Raw genomic sequence first — 21919 nt, 5'->3', positions numbered from 1 at the left:
TCGTCACCTCACAGATCCGGGATGGGGATATCGAGATTCGGTGCGATGAGGCCGCCGTCGACCTCGAGCACCTTGCCGGTCAGGAACTCACCCGCGGGCGAGGCGAGAAACAGTGCGGCCGAGGCGATATCGGCCGGGTTGCCCAGGCGGCGCATCGGGGTGGCCTGTTCCAGCGCCGTGCGCATCTGCTCGTTGCCGGCCACGACCTCCAGTGCGGAGGTGAGGATGGATCCGGGGGCGATCGCGTTCACCCGGATGCGTGGGCACAGGTCCATGGCGGCGCTGCGGGTGTAATGCGCGAGCGCGGCTTTCGCGGTGGCGTAGGCGGCGAAGGCGCGGCCGGGCAGCCGGCCCATCGTCGAGGTGATGTTGATGATCGAGCCGGTGCCCGCCGTCTCCAGGATCTTCGGCGCGGCGGCGCGCACCAGGGTGTGCGCGGTACCGACATTGAAGGTGAACGCCTCCGACAGTTCGGCAGCGCTGGTGTCCAGCAGCGGTTTCGGCATCGCCCCGCCGACATTGTTGACCACGATGTCGAGCCGGCCGAACTGCGTGACGGCCGCGTCGGCCAGCGCCGCCACCGCATCGAGATCGGCGAGATCGGCGACCACCACATGGGCCTTGCGCCCGGTCGCCTCCACCTGGGCGGCGACCGACCGCAGATCGGATTCGGTGCGCGCCGCGATCACCACATCGGCGCCCGCCTCGGCGAATCCGACGGCTATCGCGGCACCGAGGCCTCGCCCGGCGCCGGTGACGATCGCTACCCGGTCATCGAGCCGGAATCGATCCAGAATCATCGCCGCATTCCTTTCCGTGTCGAATATTCGACTACTATTCGGCGAATAGTCGATGCAGTGTAGGGCGCCACGCGCCGGGCGACAAGGGGCCGAGATGGCAGTACCGGGATCACCACCGACCCGCCGTGTGATCGCGGTGGTCGAGTTGCTGGTCGAATCCGATCGCGCACGCAGTGTCTCGGAGATCGCGGCGGCGCTGTCGCTGGCGCGCGCCACCGTCACCGCGGTCCTGGCCGAACTCACCGACGCAGGCTGGCTGATCCGCGACGATGACCTGCGATATCGGCCGGGCCCCGCCCTGGCGCGGCTGGCGCCCGAATCTCCGACGGCGCTGGGCGCGGTACAGACCGAGCTGGCGGCGCTGGCGGCGGCCGCGGGTTGCGGCGCCACCCTCAGCCGGATCGACAGCGACCGGCTCACCGTGGTGGCCAAGCAGTATTCGGGCGCGCGCGTGGTGCCCGGTTTGAGTGTCGGGCAATCGCTGCCGCTGGCCTATCCGGCGGGTGCGGCGGTGATGCCGTGGCGGGCCGAGGCCGAGCGGCGGGCCTGGCTGGCGACGGTGTCCGGTCCGGTCCGCCGGGCGGCACCCGCGCTGCTGCGGTTCGTGGCCGACAACGGCTACGCGGTGTTCCGGCCCGACGCCGACGATGCCGGCTTGGTCGACGTGCTGGCCGATCTGCTCGGTGCGGTCGGTTCGGAGGTGCTGCAACCGCAGTTGCGGTCGCGGGTGCTGCGGCAGTTGTCGCGGCTGACCGCACGGCCCTACACCGAGGCCGAGATCGCCTCGGCGGAGTCGCTGCCGGTCAGCTATCTGTCCGCGCCGGTCTTCGACGGCGCCGGAGCACCCTATGAAGTACAGATCGGTCCGCTCTCGCCTGCGGTCGGGCCGGACCGGCGGGCGGAGTACATCGCGGCGATTCGGGCGGGCGCACAGGCGATGTCGGCGGCGCTGGGGGAGCGGTAGCGGCGGCACCTGGTGCCGGCATCCGTGCGAGGTCGTTCCCGTCGCACGCGTACCGGTGCCTGCCGCCGCTCGGATGGATCGGCTTGCTGGTCCGTCAGTGTCGAAAAGCCAACGCGATCGGAGCAACCGCAGTCACTGGGTCGAGTTGTCGACGCTCCAGTCGATCTCCGGTGGTGAGCCGGCGTCCTCGGTCAGCAAGGCGACGACGGCCGCGGTGGTCCAGGTGAGGTCGGCGCCGGGGCGGGAGGCCAGGTAGGCGGCGGTGCGCTGGATCGTCCAGCCGTGCGAGGCGATCAGCCCATGCGCGAGATGGCGCAGGTAGGCCGGGGCGGGCGGATTGCCGGGGACATCGTGGCGGCCCCAGGGAGCGGTGAAGGTGAGAATCGGGTAGCCGTCACGGGTTCCGGCGTGCACGAGGGTTTCGTAGCGGCCGGGCCCGAAGCGCGCGCGTCCGGTGCCGAGCGCGAGCGAGAAGTCCAGATCCGTGCCCGGTTCGCGATACATCTCCTGGGCGGCGATATCGCTGAACTGGGCGGCGGTGAGCAGATAGGCGTGGGCGGCGGTGTGGTCGGCGATATCCGGGTCGTAGAAGGCCCGCCCGCCCGTCCACACGGCCGATTCGGTGGCGAAATACAGTAGGCCGGGCAGTAGCAGCGGTACCGAGCGTCGTGGCGGGGTGGCGTCGCGGCAGCCGGGCAGCGTCATCACGCCGCCGTCGGGCGCGCCTCCGCGCAGATAGCAGGCGAGCCTGCGGGGATTCATATTGGAGCCGTAGCTGGCGTACCAGACCAGCTCCGGATTACCGGCTTCCGAATTCCCGGCGGCCGCGTCGACCAGCACGCGACCGCCGGGATCGGAGAACATGCCTGCTCAGATCTTGCGAATGACGGTGACGACCTTGCCGAGAATCTGGGCGTCGTTACCGGGGATCGGCTCGAAATGCAGGTTGTGCGGCATCAGCCAGACATCCTTGCCGGTGCGTTTGAAGGTCTTCACCGTCGCCTCGCCCTCGATCATCGCGGCGACGATATCGCCGTTTTCGGCGACGTTCTGCTGGCGGACCACCACCCAGTCGCCGTCGCAGATCGCCGCGTCGACCATGGATTCACCGACGACCTTCAGCAGGAACAGCGAACCGTCGCCGACCAGCTCCTTGGGCAGCGGGAAGACATCTTCCACGGCCTGTTCGGCCAGGATCGGGCCACCGGCGGCGATCCGGCCGAGCACCGGAACGAAGGTGGGCACCGGGCGATCGGAATCGGCGCCCGCGATCTCGGCGCCGGCGTCGTCCGCGCTCGCGCCGACCGCCGCCAGGCTGGTGACCGCCCGCACCGCCTCGTCGAGGCCGCGCACATCCACCGCGCGCGGACGATTCGGGTCGCGGCGCAGATAGCCCTTGCGTTCCAGGGTGCGTAGCTGATGGGCCACCGACGAGGTGGAGGTGAGGCCGACCGCGTCGCCGATCTCGCGGATGCTCGGCGGGTAGCCGCGCTCGGTGACCGAGGTGCGGATCACCTCCAGCACCTTCCGCTGACGCACGGTGAGATCCGTTCCGGTCCCGGCTGTTTCGGTGCCGAGACCGCTCCCGTCACCCGTGCCGTCTGTCTGGCTCACCGTTGCCGCCCTTTCGTGTCGGTACCCGGCTCGACCGCGCCGTACCGGGAGTCGATGTCGTCCTCCGAATCTAGTCCGGTCGACGCGATCTATCAAACATCTGTTCGAGCATGTCCGGCGTTTCTGCTGACTTTGTCGGTGTCCCGTGGTAGAAATCGAACATCAGTTCTTCGAACACGTGATCGAATGAGGGTCGGGCGAGCCGAAGAGTTCGCTGGTAGGGCGACCAGGCGCCGCGAGGGTGCGGCCGATGACAGCAACGACGGGGTATCACCACGGAGGTTTGTCCGATGAGCACAGCGATCAGCGATATCGACACGATGAGGGCCGGGCGCGCAGCGGTCGCGGCGCCGCTCGACGTCGTTGCGGGCGCGGGCGGCAGCGCAGACGCGGCGGCCGGGCCTTCCGGCGCGACCGGAGCCGGGAGCGGCAGCCGGGGATCGGGCACCGCTGTGCGGGTGCGCCCGTCTCGCGGTATCCAGCGCACCCGGCAGGCGGTCCATCGCCCGTCCGATCGGCGCCCACGCGGCGCCGGCCCGCGAGCCGCGGTGGTGCGCTACGACTCTCGTCCCACTCGGCTGGCGCCCGCGGGCTATCCGGCGGACTCCGTGCAGCGGGTCGAGCAGGCGCGGGTCGGTTTCGCCGTCCTGGCGATCTCCGCGCTGCTGAGCGCACTGGTGGTCACGGCTCTGATCGGTATCGCGCACCTGCGGGCGGAGGCTGTTGTCCCGCAGCAATATCCACAGGGTCCCGCCGTGGTCGAGCAGGCGCCGCCGTCGTTTGGTTCGGCCGATGCGCCGCGCTGAACGACATCGCCTCGACAGCGGTGCACCATCGAGTTGCGGCCGGTGCGGTTCGGCCACCTGTCCGGTGGTGTGGACCGAGTGACAGCGAAGAACGGCCACTGCGGGTGGCCGAATATGTTGATCGACAACTGAAACACGTTGCTACTGTGCTGAACACCTGATCCAGGCAACGCCACCGACAACTGAACCGGGACCGCATGACGCATCAGCACACCGCCGGAGTCCGCCTCCGGTTTCTGGCCAGGACCGCCGTCGTCCTCATCTGTACGGTGCTCGGGTTCGCAGCGGTCCCGGCCGCGCACGCCGCGCCGGCCTACGCCGCCTACCTGGATCTGCCCGCCGTCAACGATGACGGCTCCGGCGCCGGTGGACTGAATCCGGCTCTGCCACTGGACGCCACGGCCCTGCGCAGCGCGCTGGATCAGGCCCGGGCCGACGCGATCGCGCCCAGCCGCTACGCGACCCTGCTGCACCAGTACTGGCTCGTCGTCGCGGTGGACAATGCCGGAATCGAGCTCGCAGCATGGGATCCCGGCCGCGGCCCGGCCGCAGGCGAACATATCTTCAATCAGGTCTACGTCAACTATCTGCGCCTGGCCTCGCAGCATCCGGAATTCTGGTGGGCGGCGCTGGCCGGTATCGCGGGCGGCTCCTTCGCGTCCGGCTACTTCGATATGAGCGATGTCGGCCGGCTGGTCGATCTACCGGCCATCCATCAACTCGGCAGCGCCGTCGCCGATCTGCTGCGCAGTACTCCCGCCGAACTGGTCCGTGGCCTGCCCGCCGATATCCACCTGCTCGCCACCGAAGGCCCACGGCTGACCGCCGACGATCTGGCCTGGTACCAGATCCGGCTGATGACGATGCAGAAACACATCTTCCTCGACCTGGTCCCGATGCACGAGGCCTACCTTGCGGAAGGCTTGCCGGGCATCGAGGAGATGCACCGGGCCGGAATACTCGACGACGGCCTGCGCGCCGCCTGGCATGCGGTGGCCTCGGGTACCCGCGCCGGATACATCGACGCCCTGATCCGGATGACCGACCGCGAGCAGAACTATGTGGTCGCCGATCAGTGGGACGCCACCGCCACCGGACGCGGGTCGATGGGCCGGGTGCTCACCTACGTCAGCACCGTGGCCGGTAAGGCCGGCGTTCCGGGAGTGCGCGCGCCGGGTGTCTACGGCCCCGCCACCGTCACCGTGGCCGCCGGGGATCGGACGATCTCGCTGCGCACACCGCTGCCGAATTGGAACTGGGCCGACCGGGACGCTCGCTGGGCCTACATCACCGGTGACCTGGTGCCACGACATATCGATATGAAATCCGACGCCGCCCTGGCGACCGCTGTCCTTGCCGAGCCGTTCTGGGACAAACTCGCGCGCGGGCGCCTGCTCCAGCGTCTGCCCGACGTCCTCGCCGATATGACCACCCAGTGGCAGCTGACCGGCTGACGTCGGCAGCGTCCGCGGCGTTCCTGGGGGTGAGCAGCACCGACGCGGACCCTACGCGGGTATTCTCGAAGTGCTGTGCGGGTATACCAGAGTTCACCGCGGGTGTACCCGCCGCCGGGCACCGTCCCGGCTCATGCGCTCGCCGGATGGCCGGCCCCGATCGGCGGCGATCCGGACGCGAGCGTACGCATCGACGAAGGATCTCGGATGCACTGCCCGTACTGCCGGCACCCTGACTCCCGGGTGGTGGACTCGCGCGAGGCCGATGAAGGCGCGGCGATCCGCCGCAGACGTTCCTGCCCGGAATGCGGGCGGCGCTTCACCACGGTCGAAACCGCGATCCTGTCCGTGGTCAAACGCAGCGGTGTCACCGAACCATTCAGCCGGGAGAAGGTCATCCGCGGGGTGCGCCGCGCCTGCCAGGGCCGCGAGGTCGATGACGACGCCCTGAACCTGCTCGCCCAGCAGGTCGAGGACACCGTGCGGGCCAAGGGCTCACCGGAGGTCCCGAGCCATGAGGTCGGGCTGGCCATCCTCGGCCCGCTGCGCGATCTGGACGAGGTGGCCTACCTGCGGTTCGCCTCGGTCTACCGCTCCTTCACCTCCGCCGAGGATTTCGAACGCGAGATCCAGGGCATGCGGCAGGCGAGGGCGGCCGCCGTCGGCTCCGGCGACTGAGCCTCGGTTCGCTCGATCGAACGCTGCGGATCAGAGGCAGATGCCCGGCGGGCAGGAGCAGCCGAAGCTGCCCATGGCCTGACCCGGGCAGATCGTCACCGAACCGGAGCCGACCAGGCCCGCGAGCGGGCGCAGCCACATGGTGAGGTTCGACGGTGCCGCCACCGGTGCGGGCGCTTCCGCTGCCGCGGGTCCGGCGCCCAGCGCTGTCGAGAGCAGGAGCGCGGTCCCGATTCCGATGCCGCCGAGAACTTTTCGCATGGCCACCACTTCCTCATGACGCATCACCCGGTTGATCGGGTGGGTTCGGCGCGGCGGCGGTGAGTAGCCCACCGGCCGCGGTACACCGACGACGGTAAGCCGGTCGCAGCTGGATCGGCGCGCCCCATAATCCGCCGCCACCGATTCATGGGGCACGACGCCAGTGCCGGTGAAGTAACGCCAACGGCCGGCTCGGCCGGGCTACCGGCGGATGGCGGCGATCGCCTTCTGGATCCGCTTGACCGACACCGGATACGGCGTGCCGAGCTTCTGCGCGAACAAGCTGACGCGCAGCTCCTCGATCATCCACCAGATCTCGGCCACCTCCGGCGCGTGCCTGCGCGGTTCGGGCAGCCCGGCCAGCAGCCGCTCATAGGCCGCCAGCACGGCGTCGACCTCGGCCATGCCCTGACGGTCGCGCACACCCGAACCGGGCAGCGCCTCCAGCCGCACCACGGCCGCCCGCAGATACCGCGGCAGTTCCCGCAGCCGCGCGCTGCCCCATTCGGAGATGAATCCGTCGAAGACCAGATCGGCGAGCTGAGCGCGGACGTCGTCGGCGATATCGGCTTCGCCGGTGCTCGCCAGCGCCGTCGAGACCCGGTGCGCTTCGGCGAGCACCGGGACCGCCAGCCGCACCATGCGCGCGGCTGCCCCGGCCAGTTCCGGCCGGATCTTCGCCACCAGCGCCTCGAACTGTTCGGGACTGTGCACCGGTCCACCGGCGGCGGCGATGAGTTCGTCGGCCGCGGCCGCCCGGCAATCGGCGACCAGCGCGTCCAGCGAACCGTAGGGATTCTGGCTCACCACCAGCCGGTCGGCGGGGGACAGGCCCGCGGTGACCGTCCGCAGCGAGGTCGGGATGGCGCGCAGCACCAGCTCGCGGGTGCCGGCCCGCATGGCGGTGGCTTGTTCGGCCGGCGAGCTCAGCACCCGCACCGCGACGCCCTCGTCCTCGGGGACCAGCGCCGGATAGCCGGTGATGGTCTGCCCGGCGACCTCTCGTTTCACCGCCGCGGGCACCGTGCCGAGCGATTCGGCGGTCCAGACGATCGCGGGGGCGCGTTCGGCGCCGGCGGTGGCGCGGGCGACCGATTCCGACACCTGTTCCGACAGCCGGGTTTTCAGCCGGGCCAGGTTCTTGTCGCGGGCCAGTACCCGGCCGTTGTCGTCGACGGCGGCGAAGGTCATCCGCAGATGATCGGGCAAGGCCGACGGATCCAGATCGTTCGGTGCGATCGGCACCGATCCCAGCCGCGACAGCTCCCGCGCCAGACCGGTGCGCAGCGGTTCGGCGCGCGGGGTGAGTGCGGCCAGCGCCGCCGCGGCGAAATCGGGCGCGGGCACCACGGCACGGCGCAGATTCTTCGGCAGCGTCTTGATCAGCGCGGTCGCCAGTTCTTCGCGCATGCCGGGCACCAGCCAGTCGAAGCCCATGGCGCGCACATGCGCCAGCTGCGCGACCGGGATCCGGGCGGTGACGCCGTCATCGTCGTTGCCGGGTTCGAATTGGTAGGTGAGCGGAAAACTCAGCTCGCCCTGGCGCCAGGCGTCCGGGAAATCGGTCGGATCCAGCGGCGCCGCGCCCTCGTTGACGACGGTGTCGGCGGTGAAATCCAGCAGCGTGGGATCGGTGCGTTTGGTGGTGCGCCACCACTTGTCGAAGTGGCGCACGGACACGATGTCGGCGGGTATGCGCCGGTCGTAGAAGTCGAACAGCACCTCGTCGTCGACCAGGATGTCGCGGCGGCGGGCCCGGTGTTCGAGATCGGCGACATCGTCGAGCAGTTCGCGGTTGCGGTGGAAGAACTCGTGGTGGGTCTGCCATTCGCCCTGCACCAGGGCATGGCGCAGGAACAACTCGCGCGAGATGACCGGATCGATGCGGCTGTAGTCGACCGGCCGTCGCGTCACCAGCGGAACGCCGTAGAGGGTGACCCGTTCATAGGCGCGGGCGACGCCGCGTTTGGACGACCAATGCGGTTCGGAATAGGTGCGTTTGACCAGATCCCCGGCCAGGCGTTCGGCCCATTCCGGCTCCACCCGCGCGGCCATGCGGCCCCACAGCCGCGAGGTCTCCACCAGTTCGGCGGCCATCACCCAGCGCGGCGGTTTCTTCGCCAGCGACGAACCCGGGAAGATCATGAACTTCGCACCGCGCGCACCGAGGAACTCGCGCGATTCCGCCTCCCGGACGCCGATGTGCGACAGCATGCCCGCCAGCAGCGACTGATGGATCGCGGTCACATCCCACGGCAGCGAGTCGTCCTCGACTACGGCAACCTTGGCGGGCTTGCTGGATGACTTGCCGCGCCCGCCCGTCTTCGCCGCCGCCCCGCGCTGCGGTTCGGCCGCACGGCTGTCGCCCTCGCTGTGCGCCGACCAGCCCAAGCCCTTGGTGATGGTACGCAACTGCCCGTGCAGGTCCTGCCATTCCCGAATACGCAGATAATGCAGGAACTCCTCGCGGCACATCCGCCGGAATTGATTGGACGACAATGATTTACGTTGCACCGACAGGTAATCCCATAGGCGCAGGTACGCCAGGAAATCGGAGTTCTCGACGACGAACCGCGCGTGTTTGGTGTCGGCGGCCTGCTGCTGATCGGCCGGCCGTTCGCGCACATCCTGGATCGACAATGCCGCCACGATGATCAGCACCTCGGCCAGACAGCCGTCGCGATGAGCCTGCACCAGCATCCGCGCCATCCGCGGATCCACCGGCAGGCGCGCCATCTCGCGGCCGATCGGCGTCAGCGACAGGCCGCCGTCGTCGTCCGTGCGACGTCGCGCTCCGCGGCCACGGCTGCGCGAGCCGGCCGCGGGCGACTGTTCGCTCGGCTTCCCGGATGCGGCGGGACCAGTCGCGTTGTCCGCTCCCGAGCCGGACGGCTGCTCAGCGCTATCGGTCGTGGCGCCGCTGCCCGCTGACGCGCGCGCGGACCGGGGCACGAGGGCACCCAGCTCTTCGAGCAGGGCGATGCCGTCGCGGATCGCGCGCGAGTCCGGCGGCTCCACGAACGGGAACTTCTCGATATCGCCGAGGCCGAGCGCCGTCATTTGCAGAATGACCGCCGCCAGATTGGTGCGCAGAATCTCCGGATCGGTGAACAGCGGACGGGATTCGAAATCGTCCTCGGAGTACAGCCGGATACAGATGCCGTCGGCCACTCGACCGCACCGCCCGGAACGCTGCCGGGCCGAGGCCTGCGAGATCGGTTCGATCGGCAGCCGCTGCACCTTGGTGCGCATCGAATAGCGTGAGATCCGCGCGGTGCCCGGATCGACGACATAGCGGATGCCCGGCACCGTCAGCGAGGTCTCGGCGACATTGGTGGCCAGCACGACCCGGCGGCCGGTGTGCGGGGCGAACACCCGATGCTGTTCGGCCGCCGACAATCGTGCGTACAGCGGCAGGATCTCGGTGCGGGGGAGTTTCAGCTCGCGCAGTGCGTCGGCGGCGTCGCGGATTTCGCGTTCACCGGACAGGAACACCAGCACATCGCCGTCGCCCTCGGCGAACAGTTCGGTCACCGCGTCGCCGATGGCGTCCACCGGGTCGCGGTCCAGGACGCGATCCTCGTCGTCCTCGTCAGCGGCGGGCACCGGCAGCGCCAGCGGCCGATAGCGGATCTCCACCGGATACGACCGGCCCGACACCTCGACGATCGGTGCCGGCGTGCCGGTGGCGTCGGCGAAATGGCGGGCGAACAGTTCTGGATCGATGGTCGCGGAGGTGATGATCACCTTCAGATCGGGCCGGCGCGGCAGCAGCTGTTTGAGATAGCCGAGCAGGAAATCGATATTGAGGCTGCGTTCGTGCGCCTCGTCGATGATGATCGTGTCGTAGGCGCGCAACAGCCGGTCACGCTGGATCTCGGCGAGCAGGATGCCGTCGGTCATCAGCTTGACCACGGTGTGCTCGGCGGCCTGATCGGTGAAGCGGACCGTGTAGCCCACGGCATCGCCGAGTTCGGTGCCCAGCTCTTCGGCGATGCGTTCGGCGACGGCGCGGGCGGCGAGCCTGCGCGGCTGGGTGTGGCCGATCATGCCGCGGATGCCGCGCCCGAGTTCCAAGCAGATCTTGGGGATCTGGGTGGTCTTACCCGAGCCCGTCTCACCCGCCACGATGACGACCTGGTTGGCGGCGATGGCGGCGGCGATATCGTCGCGGCGCGCGGTGACCGGAAGGTGTTGCGGGTAGCGGATCTCGGGTACGGCAGACCGCCGGTTCGCGATCCGCTGTTCGGCCACCGCGATCTCGGACTCGATCCGCCCGAGATCACCGCCGCGCGCGCGGTCGAGCTGCCTGCGCAGCCGATGCTCGTCGCGGAGGGTGAGAGTGGCCAGGCGGGTGCGAAGCTCACGCGGGGTGGTTGCGGTCCTGGTCATTGCGGCATCCAGCCTAATGGACGCGGTCTGCGGCGGTCCTCGGGTTTTCCGCCCGGCACCGTCGCGGGCGCAGGGGACGGCCAGCTCATCGAGTCGCGGTAGGCGGGCGAGGTGATCGAATACACATCGGGTTGCCGGTGGTGTGCGCGTCCGCGATTCGCGGGGTCGAAGGCCCGTTGTTATGCGACCATCAGGCCCATGATCACCAGCTCGGGTGCTCCGGTATGGGTTCGGGTGCTGCGGCTTGCCTTCGGTGTGCTCGGCGTGGTCGCACTGGTCTGGATCCCGTTGCGCAATCTCGGCGAGTCCGGGTTCTCGGTCGCCAACTACTTCAGCTACTTCACCATCCAATCGAACGTGCTGGGCGTGCTGGTGTTGCTGGTCGGCGCCCTGCTCGACCCGGCCGATCGGCGCTGGCAGGCCATTCGCGGGGCGAGCACGCTGTATCTGCTGATCACGGGCGTGGTGTACGCGGTGCTGCTGGCCAACATCGACGTCATGCTCACCGACCGCTGGATCAACGATGTGCTGCACCGGGTGCTGCCGCTGGTGATGATGCTCGACTGGGTGCTGGTGCCTGCGAGCCTCGGCCTCACCGGGCGCCTGCTCGGCGCGCTGCTGATCTATCCCGCGGTGTACGGGGCGTACTCGCTGATCCGCGGCCCGATCGTCGACTGGTATCCGTATCCGTTCCTCGACCCGCGCGAGCAGGGATATGTCTCGCTGTTCATCGGCCTGGTGGTGCTCGCCGGCGTGTTCGCGCTGCTCGCGGTGGCGGTCGTGGCGCTCGGCGGGCTCGCGCGACGCTGGCAGGATGGACGGGGCAGGGCCGTCGAACCGAGGAGCGCCTGATGGGATCACTGTGGCACGGATTCGCCGATATGGGCGCCATCGAACGCGACGGCGCCTTCGTCGTCGCGCGGGGTGAGGCTGCCTACATCTGGGACGAGTCGGGCAACCGCTACCTCGACGCCACCGCCGGCCTCTGGTTCGCCAACGTCGGACACGGGCGCCAGGAGATCGCCGACGCGGTGGCCCGGCAGCTGACCCGGCTGGCCCACTACTCCAATTTCGGTGATCTCGCCGCACCGGTCACCCGCGAACTGGCCGAACGGCTGGCGGCGATGGCGCCGGTGCCCGGCAGCAAGATCTTCTTCACCTCCGGCGGCTCCGATGCCATCGACACCGCCGCGAAACTGGCCCGCCGCTACTGGCACGAGCTCGGCAAACCCGGCAAGTCGATTATCGTGGGGCGCCGCCTGGCCTATCACGGCATGCACGTGGCCGGGACCGCGCTATCGGGTCTGGCACCGAACCGGGAAGGCTACGGCGAGCTGATGGCCGATGCCCGCACCGTCGAATGGGACGACGCGAAGTCGCTGCTGGCGCTGATCGAGGAGCTCGGCGCCGAACGCATCGCCGCGTTCTTCTGCGAGCCCATCATCGGCGCGGGCGGGGTGTACCTGCCGCCCGAGGGCTATCTGAACGAGGTACGCCGCATCTGCCGTGATCACGACATCCTGTTCGTCGCCGACGAGGTGGTCACCGGTTTCGGCCGGATCGGCGGATCCTGGTTCGCTTCCACCCGTTTCGGTCTCGAGCCGGACCTGATGACCACCGCCAAGGGCCTGACCTCCGGTTATCTGCCGATGGGCGCGGTGTTCATCGCGCCCCGGGTGGCCGAACCGTTCTTCGCCGGCGGCGTGTGGTGGCGCCACGGGTACACCTACGGCGGGCACGCCGCTGCGGCTGCCGCGGCCATGGCCAACCTCGACATCATCGAACGCGAAGCCCTGCTCACCGCCTCCGCGCACCTGGAATCGGCCCTGCACCAGCACCTCGCACCGCTGGCCGGGCATCCGCGCGTCGCCGAGGTCCGCAGCGGGCTCGGTGCCGTGGCCGCCGTGCAGCTCACCGATCCCGCCGAAGCGCCCGCCATGGTGAAAGCCCTGCGCGCCCAGGGTGTTTCCTCGCGGGCCGCGGGCGCCGGTGCGCTCCAGATCTCCCCGCCGTTCGTCATCACCGACGACCAGCTGGCCGAGCTCGCCGGGGCGTTCAGCCGCGCCCTGGGCTGACGAGCGCGTCCCGGCGTCCTCCGAATGCTGTGGTCCGCGACGTCGCGCGGCCTGGTTCGGGTAGCACGACGTCGTGGTGTCGACTCGATTCGTACCGGGCAGGTCGATCCGATTCGCCACGGCGTCCGCGCACGATCGGCGACGAAAGGACGCCGCAACGCCTGCGCTGATGCGATCATGGAGAGCGCGGTATCCACGGTCGCTGCGGCGAAAGGCGGTGCGGGGTGGCGGAATTCGTGCTCGAATATGCGGCGCTGCGGTGGATGGTGGTGGGCGCATTCGTGATCGCGGCGGCCGTCGTGGTCGCGCGGGTGACGGTACCGTTGCCCGTCCCCACGGGTGCGGTGGCGCCGGCAGCCGTGCCGAACCCGGCTCATCATCGGGAATCGGATGCGGCCCACCTGATCATGTGCATGGTCATGCTCGCGATGCTGGTCTTCCCGGTGCATGCACACGGCCCCGCGATGCGCGGGCTCCTGATCGCGATGACGGTCGCGTTCGCGATGCTGCTGCTGGTCCGGGTGGTGGAATGGCAGGCCGAGGGCCGGGCACTGCCCGTGGCCCGCGTGGGTGCGCTCGGCTACCACGTGGCCGCCGCCGCGGTGATGCTCTACGCCATGTCCGGTCACGCGGGGAGCGGGCATGACGGCGGGCCCGCACCGGGGCCGGTGATCGCGTTGGCGGTGCTCTTCCTGGTGGACGCGGCCGTGCTGCTCGGCTGCGTGGTCACCGGGCGGACGCCGCGCTGGCTCGATCACGCCGGTGCGCGCCCGGTCGCACTGCTACCGCATCTGGTGATGGACCTCGGCACCGCCTACATGCTGATCGCGGCCGTGGCGAACTGAACCGGCCGGGCGAGTCGTCCGGCCTAGAGATCCACGAACGAATCGGCGACGACCCGCCCGCCCAGGCGCACCCAGCCGTCGGAATCCCATTCGGTGAAGATCTGCGACCCCTGGCCCTGGGTGATCTTCAGGCCACGCCGCAGCAGTGCCGTCAGCGCGACCGCCGCGGCACCGGTGGCCTCGTCCTCGGCGATTCCCATGGCGGGCGCGAACATCCGGGAGCGGACCGCACCGCGGTGTTCGTCGGTCCACGCCCACAGATAGTGCGAGCCGTCGGTGTAGTCGGCGGGATCGAGCAGGGCGAGTTCCTCGGGCTGCTCGAGCTGATGGAAGGTGAACGCCGGGGCCCAGGTACCCCGGGCCCGGATCCAAACCATGCCGTCGGCCAGCTCCACCGGCACCGGTCCGGCCGGCACGTCGAGGGTGTGCACGGGCAGGCCGCGTTCGGCCAGCCACCAGCCGGTGCCGACCGAGGGATGCCCGGCGAAGGGCAATTCCACCGCGGGGGTGTAGATGCGGACCCGGGCGATCTCGTCGACCGGATCCTCCACGAACACCGTCTCGCTGTAGCCCAGCCGGGCCGCGACGGCCTGCCGCTGCGGCTCCGCGACCTCGGTAGCCCGCACGACACCCAACTGGTTGCCGAATCGCCCCGCCGTATCGGTGAATACCCGCAACACTTCCGCCTGTGTGCCCATGTCAGCCGAGCGTACTCGGCGCGCGAGCCGCAGTAAGGGGATGAATGTCGCACATCACAGCAAATGTCTGGCAAACACGACGGGATGACGATGGCCCCGACCCGCACGGGGCCGGGGCCATCGACGTGGCAGAAAACGCTGGTCAGACCGCTGCCGTGGCCAGCGCCTCGGTGGTCTGCACGGCCTGGCCGACACCGGCCACGATCGCGGCCGCGCGCAGCGCCTCGAAGATCACCTCACGCGAGACACCCTCTTCGCGCAGGGTGTGCTCGTGCGCCTCCAGGCAGTGCTGGCAGCCGTTGATCGACGACACCGCGAACGACCACAGCTCGAAGTCGGCCTTGTCGACGCCGGGGGTGCCGATGATCTGCATGCGCAGACCGGCCCGCAGATCGTCGTACTTGCCGCCGAGGAACGCCTTGCCGCGGTAGAACACATTGTTCATGCCCATGATGGAGGCGGCGCCGAGAGCGGCGTTGTAGGCCTCCGCGGACAGGGTGTCGGCGGCCTCCTCGGCGATCTCGCGCAGGGTGGTGGCCGAGCGGGTCGCGGCGGCGGTGGCCAGCAGGGTGCCCCACAGCTGCTGCTCGTTCAGTACGGTGGTGCGCGCGATGGAGGACAGGTTGAGCTTGAGGTCCTTCGCGTACTCCGGTAGCGAGTTCTTCAGGTTATCGATGCTCATGGCTGACTACCTCGATCTCAGACGCTCGCGGCCAGCAGCTCGCCGGCGTTGATGGTGGGATCGCCCTTCTTCCAGTTGCAGGCGCACAGCTCGTCGGACTGCAGCGCGTCGAGCACGCGCAGCACCTCGTCGACGTTGCGGCCGACGGAACCGGCGGTGACCGAGACGAACTGGATCTCGTTGTTCGGGTCGATGATGAAGGTGGCGCGGTCGGCGACGCCGTCGGCATTGAGAACGCCGGTGGCGGTGGCCAGTTCACGCTTGATGTCCGACAGCATCGGGAACGGCAGGGTCTTCAGGTCCTCGTGCTGGGCGCGCCACTGGAAGTGCACGAACTCGTTGTCCACCGACACACCGAGCACCTGGGCGTCACGGTCGGCGAATTCGTCGTTGAGCTTGCCGAACGCGGCGATCTCGGTGGGGCAGACGAAGGTGAAGTCCTTCGGCCAGAAGAACACGATCCGCCACTTGCCGGCGTGGTCGTCGCTGGTGATCTGGGTGAAGTAGTCGTCTGGCTGCTGAGCGTCGACCTTCGACAGGTCACCGCCGATCACCGCGGTGAGGTTGTACGCCGGGAACTGGTCGCCGATGGTCAGCAGGGCCATGCTCATCTCCTCTGTCATGTCGGTAGCCGGCGTGGTCGATCGACCAGCCGGCGGGTGCGAAAAAGCTCATCTGTGATCTTGCCCAACAACCGGTGAAAGGTAAAGGTGATAAGTCGCACTACACTGATAGGCGTGACTGATCAGACTTATCAGCCAACCCTGTCGCAGCTGCGTGCGTTCGTCGCGATCGCGGAGTACCGGCACTTCGGCACGGCTGCGGCCCGGCTCAATGTGAGCCAGCCCACGTTATCGCAGGCGCTGGCCGCGCTCGAACACGGCCTCGGCTTGCAGCTGATCGAGCGCAGCACGCGGCGGGTGCTGGTGACCGCGGCCGGAATGCGGTTGCTGCCACAGGCGATGGCGACGCTGGAGGCGGCCGACCGATTCCTGGCCTCGGCCACCGGTGATGGACTCGGTGGCACGCTGCGCATGGGCATCATCCCGACGGCTGCCCCCTACATCCTGCCGTCGCTGCTGCCGGCGTTGCGGCGCAAACTGCCCGCGCTGGTGCCGCAGGTGGTCGAGGATCAGACGGCCCGGCTGCTCGACGGTCTGCGCACCGGGATCCTCGATGTCGCGGTGCTGGCGCTGCCCACCGAGGCGTCGGGCCTGGTGGAGATCCCGTTGTACACCGAGGAGTTCGTGCTGGTCGTGCCCCGCGAGCACGAGCTGGCCGGGCGCACCGATATCGAGCCCGCCAGCCTGGACGCGCTGCCGATGCTGTTGCTCGACGAGGGCCATTGCCTGCGTGATCAGACCCTGGAGTTGTGCCGTTCGGCCGACGCCCACCCGGCCGCCGTCGGCGATACTCGCGCGGCGTCGCTGGCGACGGTGGTGCAGTGCGTCGCGGGTGGACTCGGTATCACGCTGATCCCGGAGATGGCGGTGGCCGCCGAGACCGCGCGCGGCACCTTGGCCACCGCGCGCTTCGCCGACCCGGCTCCCGGCCGCACCCTCGGCATGGTCTACCGAGCCTCGACCGCGCGCGCCGACGATTACGCCTATATCGCCGAGATCATTCGCACGCAGCGCCCGGCGTGACGACGAACGGCCCTCCCGGAGGCGAGAAAAGCCGCTTCCAGGAGGGCCGGTGCCGGTTGCGTCAGTCCGTCTGGCGGAGTGCGTAGGGCTCGATCGCGCCGCGCACCAGGGCGCGCGCGTCGATGGTGGCCGGCCGGTAGGGCAGGGTGGTGAGCCGGTCGGTCATGCCGGGGACGGGGTCGTCGATCTGGTCGACCAGGCCGAACAGGAACGACCATTCGTGCTCGTCGCTGCCGTAGTGCACGACGGTGCCGAAGTTGTCATGGAAGCGCTGCCAGGAGCGTTTGAGGGTGTCGTTGCGCCACATCGTCGCGCAGCCGGCCTGGGCGCTGAGCACCCCGCCGGGGGCCAGCAGGGCGCGACATCGCTGGAGGAACTCCGCCTCGTAGAGCCGGTTGTGCTGGGCGTCCTCGACGCGCTCGTCGGGCAGGTCGATCACGATGACGTCGTAGCGCACGCCCTCGGCCGCCGCGTTCGCCAGGAAGTCCCAGCCATCGGCGAAGTGCACCCGCACCGGCCCCGAACCCTCGACCGCGGCGGCCAATTCACCGGCGGTGTAGCCGTAGGGCAGATGTTCCGCGCACAACTGCACGGCCTCCCGGTCGATGTCGACGTGGTCGACCCGGGTGGCGCCCGCGGCTACCGACATCTGGCTGGCCACGCCCTCACCCGAGCCGATGATGAGCACATTGTCGAGCTTCTCGGCCAGCACGAAGGCCGGCACCATCATCGCCTCGTGGTAGGTGAGCTGGGAGTACTCGGTGGACTGGCGGTCGTTGTCGGAGAACAGGCTGATGCCCTGTTCGGTGCGGGCGATGAGCAGATGCTGGAACTCGGTCCTGGTGTCCACCAGCACATCCGACAGATCCCAGATGCGGGTCAGGCCCGGACCCATGGGTTCTTCGACCCGCTGTCCGGCCCGGCCGCGGCGCACCGTCGACATCCGGACTTCCTTGGGCGACAACGCCTCCCGCAGCAGCTCCACGGCCTTCTCGGCACCGTCGCCGATACTGCCGCAGGTGAACACGTCGACGAAGATGTCACCGGATTCGGGGTAGGTGTGAATCGAGGCGTGCGATTCCGACAGCAGCGCCAGCACGGTCACGCCCTGCGGGGTGAACTGTTTGCGCACCACATCGCAGATGGTGACCCCGGCGCCGGTCAGCGACCGGCGCAACGCCGCGTCGAGCCGTTCCAGGTCGTTGCACAGCTCCGGATCGACCCCACCGAACTCGGCCAGCACATGCCAACCGGTGAACTCCGCCGTCATGGACACACTCACTCTCCCTCAGCGCCCAGGACATGCACGGTCAAGGGCGGAAAACCATTGAAGGACACCGACGAATAACTCGCGGTATAGGCGCCGGTATCGAGAATTCGAACGCGATCACCGGCTCGCAACGTGGTCGGCAGAAGGACCCGCGTGCGTTGATACAGTACATCGTCGCCGTCGCAGGTCGGGCCCGCGACCACGGCCTCGTCCACCGGGTCGCCATCGCGATCGGTGACGAAACGGTAAGCGATGTACTCGTTTTCGGTTTCGGCCATGCCGTTGTAGCGGCCGATGTCCAGATACACCCAGCGCCGCCCGTCGGGGGCGATCCGTACCCCGACCACCTCGGCGTGCACCACACCGGCCGTGGCCACCAGCGCACGGCCCGGTTCCACCACCAACTCGGCGGTCTCGGGCAACAGGCTGCGCGCCGCATCGACGGTGACGGCGGCGATCTCGTCCAGGTCGGGCGCCGGGTCGGCATAGGAGACCGGCAGGCCACCGCCGATGTTCACCGACGACACCGCGATCTCTTTGTCGGACAGCGCGTTCACGATCTGCGCCGCCTGCCCGAGGCCGATCCGCCAGGCCCCCGGATCGAGCTGCTGGGAGCCCACATGAAAGTACGGTCCCGCTACCGTCAAGCCGAGATCGCGGGCGCGCACCAGCAGCCGCAGCGCCTCGACCGGCGCGCAGCCGAACTTGGTGCCGAACGGTGTCTGTGATGGCGGTGCGGCGGCCAGGAACCGGCATTCGACCTCGCAGCCGGGAGCGTGCTCGGCGATGCGCAGCAGGTCGTCCTCGGTGTCGAAGGCGTAACCACGCACTCCGAGCGCATACGCGCGGGCGATGTCGGCGGCCTTCTTGATCGGATTGCCGTAGTAGAGGCGTCTCGGGTCGACGCCGAGGTCCAGGCACATCTGGATCTCGCCGATGCTGGCGACATCGAACTGCGCGCCTTCTGCGTCGAGAATCCGCACGACCTGCGGCACCGGGCAGGCTTTGACGGCGAAACGGATCCGGGCCCGTCGACCGGCCCGGAGCAGGGCGGAATCGAGGGCGCGGTAGTTCGCGCGCACGCGCTCGGGGTCGACGAGCAGGTACGGGGATTCGGGCATCGGTGGATCTTTCGGTCGAGCAGCGGAGCAGAACAGTATCAGCGGCCGGTACCCAGAAACGAATCCGTCAAACCCGGAGTTCCGATGGTCGGTGGCCGTTCATCCCGCGGTCACCGTGACCTCGTCGAATACCACCTCACCGGCGGCATCGGACTCGGCCAGATCGACCACACCGACGATCGCCCAGCCGTGGTCGCCGACCGGGTCGTCGAGGGTTTGGCGGACCTGCCAGAAGCCCGGGCGGGTCTCGATCCGCAACATCTGCGGTCCGCGCGCGTCCGGTCCGGTGCCGATGGCGTCGTACTCGGCGAAATAGGGCGCGAGTTCGGCTTCCCAGTCCGGCCCGGTGCCGAGGTCCTCGAGGGCCTGCCAGTTCCGCAGCGCCGCCAACTCCACCCGGCGGAACATGGCGTTGCGCACCAGGACTCGGAAGGCGCGCTCGTTGGCCGAGATCGGCCGGACCGTCTCCGCGCCGAAGGCCAGCTGCTCAGCGTCGGTCTCGGCGCCGGGGCTGGTGAGCTGCTCCCATTCGTCGAGCAGGCTCGAATCCACCTGCCGGACCAGCTCGCCGAGCCATTCGGTGATGTCGTCGAGTTCCTCGGTGCGCGCGGATTCGGGCACGGTGCGCCGCAATGCGCGATAGGCGTCGGCCAGATAGCGCAGCACCACGCCTTCGGAGCGGGCCAGCTCGTAATGGGAGATCAGCTCGGCGAAGGTCATCGACCGCTCGACCATCTCGCGCACCACCGATTTCGGTGACGGCGCGAATTCCGACACCCACGGGTGGCCGGCCCGGTAGGTCTCGAAGGCGGGCTCGATCAGCTCGGCCAGCGGTTTGGGCCAGCTGACCTCTTCGAGCAGTTCCATGCGCTCGTCGTAGTCGATGCCGTCGGCCTTCATCTCCGCGACGGCCTCGCCCCTGGCCTTGTGCTGCTGGGCCATCAGCAGCTGACGCGGATCCTCGAGCGTCGACTCGATGAGCGAGATCACATCGAGGGTGTAGGTGGGAGATTTCTCATCGAGCAATTCGAACGCGGCCAGCGCGAACGGCGACAGCGGCTGATCGAGGGCGAAATCGCGTTGCAGATCCACCGTCAGCCGGGCCCGGCGACCCTGCGCATCGGGTTCGGAAAGCTGTTGCACCACACCGGCATCGCGCAGCGCCCGATACAACCGGATGGCCCGCAGGATGTGCTTGCGCTGGGCCGGACGCGGTTCGTGATTGTCTTCGAGCAGATGGCGCATGGCGTCGAAACAGTTGCCGGGCCGGGCGATCACGTTGAGCAGCATCGAATTGGTCACCGCGAACCGCGACACCATCGGTTCCGGCGGCGCGGCCACCAACCGGTCGAAGGTCTCCTCGCTCCAGGACACGAAACCTTCCGGTGGTTTACGCCGCTGCACCTTGCGCAGCTTCTTCGGATCGTCGCCGGCCTTGGCCAGCATGCGCGTGTTCTCCACCTCGTGGTCGGGTGCCTGGACCACCACCGTGCCCATGGTGTCGTATCCGGCGCGCCCGGCCCGCCCGGCGATCTGGTGGAATTCGCGGGCCTTGAGCCTGCGGGTGCGCACACCGTCGTATTTGGTCAGCCCGGTCAGCAGCACCGTGCGGATCGGGACGTTGATGCCGACGCCGAGGGTGTCGGTGCCGCAGACCACCTTCAGCAGCCCGTCCTGGGCCAGCTTCTCCACCAGCCTGCGGTATTTCGGCAGCATGCCGGCGTGATGCACGCCGATGCCGTGGCGGATCAGCCGCGACAGCGTCTTGCCGAAACCGGCGGAGAACCGGAAGCTGCCCAGCGCCTCGGCAATGGCGTCCTTCTCGGCGCGGCTGGCGAAATTCACACTGGTCAAGGCTTGTGCGCGCTCGAGGGCGGCGGCCTGGGTGAAGTGCACGACATAGACCGGCGCCTGATGGGTGGTGACCAGTTCCTCGAGCGTCTCGGTGATCGGGGTGCGCGCGTAGGAGAACGTCAATGGCACCGGGCGCTCGGTTCCGGCGACGACGGCGGTGGAGCGGCCGGTGCGCCTGCGCAGGTCGGTGGCGAAGAAATCGACCTCGCCGAGCGTCGCCGACATGAGCAGGAATTGCGCCTTCGGCAGTTCCAGCAGCGGGACCTGCCAGGCCCAGCCACGATCGGGGTCGGCGTAGAAATGGAACTCGTCCATCACCACCTGGCCGATATCGGCGTCCGCGCCCTCGCGCAGCGCCAGATTCGCCAGGATCTCGGCGGTGGCGCAGATGATGGGCGCCTCGGGATTGACCGCGGCGTCGCCGGTGACCATGCCGACCCGCTCGGCGCCGAATACCTCGCACAACGCGAAGAACTTCTCGCTCACCAGCGCCTTGATCGGCGCGGTGTAGTAGGTGCGCTGTCCCCGCGTCAGGGCGTACAAGTGCGCACCCACCGCGACCAGCGATTTTCCGGAACCGGTTGGGGTGGCGAGGATGACGTTGGACTCCGAGGCCAGCTCCAGCAGCGCCTCGTCCTGCGCGGGATACAGCGGCGTGCCCTGCTCGGCCGCCCACGTCCCGAACGACTCGTACAGCGCGTCGGCGTCGGTTCCCGGTATCTCGAGCAGTTCGGTCAGATCCACTCCGACAACCCTACG

Annotated in this window: 19 protein-coding genes; 8 read left to right on the top strand and 11 right to left on the bottom strand. The window is 68.9% G+C overall.

The features are described 5' to 3' along the window. Positions 1–8: 8 nt before the first annotated feature. Positions 9–800, bottom strand: coding sequence for an SDR family oxidoreductase (locus NOCYR_RS18480; RefSeq protein WP_014351922.1), 792 nt, complete (start codon positions 798–800; stop codon positions 9–11). Between the two features lie 94 nt (positions 801–894). On the opposite strand from NOCYR_RS18480, the gene NOCYR_RS18475 reads away from it, so the two are divergent. Beyond that, the gene (locus tag NOCYR_RS18475; RefSeq protein ID WP_081505445.1) at positions 895–1764 is read left to right on the top strand and encodes a helix-turn-helix domain-containing protein; all 870 of its coding nucleotides are present in this window, start codon (positions 895–897) and stop codon (positions 1762–1764) included. Positions 1765–1896: 132 nt separating this feature from the next. Here NOCYR_RS18475 and NOCYR_RS18470 read toward each other — a convergent pair whose 3' ends face one another. Both NOCYR_RS18470 and lexA read right to left on the bottom strand, forming a co-directional pair. Beyond that, positions 1897–2628 carry a hypothetical protein gene (locus NOCYR_RS18470; protein WP_014351920.1) on the bottom strand — a complete coding sequence of 244 codons (732 nt, stop codon included), beginning with the start codon at positions 2626–2628 and terminating at the stop codon, positions 1897–1899. 6 nt (positions 2629–2634) lie between these two features. Then, positions 2635–3378 carry a transcriptional repressor LexA gene (gene lexA, locus NOCYR_RS18465; protein WP_048833509.1) on the bottom strand — a complete coding sequence of 248 codons (744 nt, stop codon included), beginning with the start codon at positions 3376–3378 and terminating at the stop codon, positions 2635–2637. A gap of 290 nt (positions 3379–3668) precedes the next feature. Between lexA and NOCYR_RS18460 the strand changes: the two genes are divergently transcribed. From NOCYR_RS18460 to nrdR, 3 genes are all read left to right on the top strand, one after another. Beyond that, positions 3669–4184, top strand: a complete 516-nt coding sequence (locus tag NOCYR_RS18460) for a hypothetical protein (RefSeq protein WP_014351918.1) — start codon at positions 3669–3671, stop codon at positions 4182–4184. A gap of 197 nt (positions 4185–4381) precedes the next feature. Further along, on the top strand, positions 4382–5638 hold the full coding sequence (locus NOCYR_RS18455; RefSeq protein WP_014351917.1) for a hypothetical protein: 1257 nt from the start codon (positions 4382–4384) through the stop codon (positions 5636–5638). 207 nt (positions 5639–5845) lie between these two features. Further along, complete coding sequence (gene nrdR / locus NOCYR_RS18450) at positions 5846–6316, top strand: transcriptional regulator NrdR (protein ID WP_048834273.1); 471 nt, start codon at positions 5846–5848, stop codon at positions 6314–6316. Between the two features lie 30 nt (positions 6317–6346). Here nrdR and NOCYR_RS18445 read toward each other — a convergent pair whose 3' ends face one another. Further along, positions 6347–6601 (bottom strand): hypothetical protein, encoded by a 255-nt coding sequence (locus NOCYR_RS18445; protein WP_148280684.1) that lies wholly within the window; start codon positions 6599–6601, stop codon positions 6347–6349. 177 nt (positions 6602–6778) lie between these two features. Beyond that, complete coding sequence (hrpA, locus tag NOCYR_RS18440; RefSeq protein WP_014351914.1) at positions 6779–10969, bottom strand: ATP-dependent RNA helicase HrpA; 4191 nt, start codon at positions 10967–10969, stop codon at positions 6779–6781. Between the two features lie 198 nt (positions 10970–11167). On the opposite strand from hrpA, the gene NOCYR_RS18435 reads away from it, so the two are divergent. The 3 genes from NOCYR_RS18435 to NOCYR_RS18425 all read left to right on the top strand — a co-directional run bounded on the left by NOCYR_RS18435 (position 11168) and on the right by NOCYR_RS18425 (position 13889). Then, on the top strand, positions 11168–11821 hold the full coding sequence (locus tag NOCYR_RS18435; protein ID WP_048833507.1) for a Pr6Pr family membrane protein: 654 nt from the start codon (positions 11168–11170) through the stop codon (positions 11819–11821). Next, positions 11821–13044 carry an aspartate aminotransferase family protein gene (locus NOCYR_RS18430; protein WP_014351912.1) on the top strand — a complete coding sequence of 408 codons (1224 nt, stop codon included), beginning with the start codon at positions 11821–11823 and terminating at the stop codon, positions 13042–13044. Before NOCYR_RS18435 ends, NOCYR_RS18430 begins: the two co-directional genes overlap by 1 nt. A gap of 224 nt (positions 13045–13268) precedes the next feature. Next, the gene (locus NOCYR_RS18425) at positions 13269–13889 is read left to right on the top strand and encodes a DUF5134 domain-containing protein (protein WP_014351911.1); all 621 of its coding nucleotides are present in this window, start codon (positions 13269–13271) and stop codon (positions 13887–13889) included. 23 nt (positions 13890–13912) lie between these two features. On the opposite strand, the gene NOCYR_RS18420 is transcribed toward NOCYR_RS18425, so the two are convergent. The 3 genes from NOCYR_RS18420 to NOCYR_RS18410 form a co-directional block, all read right to left on the bottom strand. Beyond that, positions 13913–14587: a PhzF family phenazine biosynthesis protein gene (locus tag NOCYR_RS18420; protein WP_014351910.1), complete on the bottom strand. Its 675-nt coding sequence runs from the start codon at positions 14585–14587 to the stop codon at positions 13913–13915. A gap of 142 nt (positions 14588–14729) precedes the next feature. Next, a complete protein-coding gene (locus NOCYR_RS18415; RefSeq protein WP_014351909.1) occupies positions 14730–15269 on the bottom strand; it encodes a carboxymuconolactone decarboxylase family protein in 540 nt (179 codons plus the stop codon). A gap of 17 nt (positions 15270–15286) precedes the next feature. Beyond that, positions 15287–15874, bottom strand: a complete 588-nt coding sequence (locus NOCYR_RS18410) for a peroxiredoxin (protein ID WP_014351908.1) — start codon at positions 15872–15874, stop codon at positions 15287–15289. 132 nt (positions 15875–16006) lie between these two features. Between NOCYR_RS18410 and NOCYR_RS18405 the strand changes: the two genes are divergently transcribed. Continuing rightward, entirely contained in the window at positions 16007–16915 is a 909-nt protein-coding gene (locus NOCYR_RS18405) for a hydrogen peroxide-inducible genes activator (protein ID WP_014351907.1), read from the top strand. Positions 16916–16976: 61 nt separating this feature from the next. Here NOCYR_RS18405 and speD read toward each other — a convergent pair whose 3' ends face one another. The 3 genes from speD to NOCYR_RS18390 all read right to left on the bottom strand — a co-directional run bounded on the left by speD (position 16977) and on the right by NOCYR_RS18390 (position 21904). Further along, positions 16977–18185, bottom strand: a complete 1209-nt coding sequence (speD, locus tag NOCYR_RS18400; RefSeq protein ID WP_048834272.1) for an adenosylmethionine decarboxylase — start codon at positions 18183–18185, stop codon at positions 16977–16979. A gap of 8 nt (positions 18186–18193) precedes the next feature. Next, a complete protein-coding gene (locus tag NOCYR_RS18395) occupies positions 18194–19306 on the bottom strand; it encodes a type III PLP-dependent enzyme (protein ID WP_014351905.1) in 1113 nt (370 codons plus the stop codon). 99 nt (positions 19307–19405) lie between these two features. After that, on the bottom strand, positions 19406–21904 hold the full coding sequence (locus NOCYR_RS18390) for a DEAD/DEAH box helicase (protein WP_014351904.1): 2499 nt from the start codon (positions 21902–21904) through the stop codon (positions 19406–19408). Positions 21905–21919 lie beyond the last annotated feature (15 nt).

This window comes from Nocardia cyriacigeorgica GUH-2, from assembly GCF_000284035.1.
GTDB lineage: Bacteria > Actinomycetota > Actinomycetes > Mycobacteriales > Mycobacteriaceae > Nocardia > Nocardia cyriacigeorgica_B.
This window is presented reverse-complemented; position numbering and strand designations above follow the sequence as displayed.